This window comes from Coprococcus sp. ART55/1 (assembly GCF_000210595.1).
GTDB lineage: Bacteria > Bacillota > Clostridia > Lachnospirales > Lachnospiraceae > Coprococcus > Coprococcus aceti.
Map to the genome: position 1 here is coordinate 2,945,196 of NC_021018.1, position 2,158 is coordinate 2,947,353.

Below are 2,158 nucleotides of genomic sequence, written 5' to 3' on the forward strand. Positions count from 1 at the left end.
GCATCTTTCTTCTTGCTGCCGCTCTTGAGAAGTTCTTCCTCTTCTTCCCTCTTTTTCTTGGCAGCTTCTGCAGCTCTTTCCTTTTCAAGCTGTGCCTTGATCGCCGCAATCATTGCTTCTGTCTGATCTACAGCCAATTCCCTCGCCTCCTTCCGTTTGTTCAAATAAAAAGCAATACACTATATGTATGATCATGCTACTTTATTTCTTCTTTGATCAGCCCTTCAGTCTGAACGGCTTTTTCTTCGGTTGCTCTGGTTCAGCGTCAACCGTTTCCTGTTGTGGGGATTCCTGCTCATCTGTCTTCTCCTCGTCGGGAGCTGCCACATCATCCTCTTTATCTTCATCATCAAAATTCAATATAGAATTGAATTCCGTGTTGAATTTAATTCCAAGTCTTGCAAGGAGTCTGTCTGTTTCACCGATAAGATCCTCCTCTTTCTTAAGACTTTCCGATATCTTGGCTTCATCAGCCTCTATCTCTGCATTTATATCTTTCTCTGCCGACAGATCATACAGTGCTGCATTCTCTGTGTTGTAGTCAGGGAACAGACTGCTCTTAAACACCGGGAAGCCATTATTCTTTGGCTTTTCCGGTTCTGTCTCCACCGCAATTTTCTCTTCTGACTTATCCTCTGCTTCCATTGTGAATTCCTCTTCGACCTCTGATTCAGCTTCAGCCTCAGTTTCTTCGATCTCCAGTTCAGCCTCAGCTTCAAATTCTTCCACCTCTGGTTCGACTTCCACTGGAACTTCTTCCATCTCAGATTCCTTAGATTCCGCATCGATTGTAAATTCTTCTAACTCTGGCTCAGCTTCAGTCTCAAATTCATCTTCAATCTCCGCTTCGGCATCGATTGTGAATTCTTCCTCAACCTCCGGCTCTGCCTCGACTGTGAATTCTTCCTCAGCCTCTGGCTCTGCCTCGATCGTGAATTCTGCGCCAACCTCAAGTTCTTTTTCGAATTCAGGCTCAGAATCTGCATCTACCTCGAATTCTTCTTCGATCTCCGGTTCGATCTCAACTGAAACTTCATCAACTTCCGGTTCATTCTGCTCTACACCCGGCTCAACAGCAGTTTCTTCCACATCATTCTGAGACTCCGCATCTTCCATCAGATCCTCGAGATTCTCATCGTCAACCTCGAACTCCTCAAGAGATTCAAAGGCTTTATCAAAATCAAACGTTTCTGATTCAACCGGTTCATCAGGCAAAGTCTCCGGCTCTGCATCCGCCTCAAATCCATCCTCAAAGTCTCCCTCGAACTCAGGATCAAAGGTCTCCACAACAGTATCGTCTTCAGAATCGCGATCTGACGCACTGTCAGATACGTCATCAGAATCGTCACCATCAACTTCAACCATGACTACTTCCTCCGGCTCTTCTTCGATAACATAGTTATCTTCCTCCACCGGTTCGGAATCCTCATACTCATTGTCGTTATCTTTGTTATACACCGCTGCATCCTCAGGAGTCAGCTCCCCGCTTATCTCAGTCATATCCTGTGACTTTCCCTCAGGAGCTTTCTCACTGTCACTGCTCATCGCCTTGAGCTCAGGCTTTGCCGTATTCCCGGCATCATCAGCAGTATCGGAAATAACTTCCTCGAGCAGTTGTTCCTTGTCAAGATTCTCGTTCTTCAGAGATTCCATCTCCTGCTCGACAAGCTCTTCCTCTTTCCTTGACATCAATCCAAATAAACCTCTGGATTTCTTCTTCGGCTCAGAATTCTCTTCTTCCTGACGAGCTTCCTTTTTCTGCTCTTTTTTATCCTTCGATCTAATCCACATCTGCTTGAATTTCATGGAACTCGTCACAGGTGCGTCATCCTCGACCATGATCATGATCTTAGCATCCTTTGGATGCATTCTCAGATCGTCTTCTTCCAATATCTTATTTTCATTTGCTCTTGTATCTGCCTGCTCAGGATCATCATCCGACATCTCCGTGTCAGGATAACAATAGATCATGGATTCAAGATCCACATCGCCGCCCATGAGCTTGTCCAGCATATACAAATGTGAAGAGTTCTTGTAATGCGCTCTGAATTCAACACAGGCGCTGTCAAACTTCTCCCTGTTTCTTATGTACGCATGAAGCAGAAGCATCTCAAAATCCCACTCTTCATCCGTCTCAACATCATTCGCCGACACCAGT

The 2,158-nt window shown here is 45.4% G+C and carries 1 pseudogene; it reads right to left on the minus strand.

The features are described 5' to 3' along the window. Nucleotides 1-216: 216 nt before the first annotated feature. Nucleotides 217-2,158 (minus strand): annotated as a pseudogene (locus CCU_RS13255) (hypothetical protein); the annotation flags it as partial.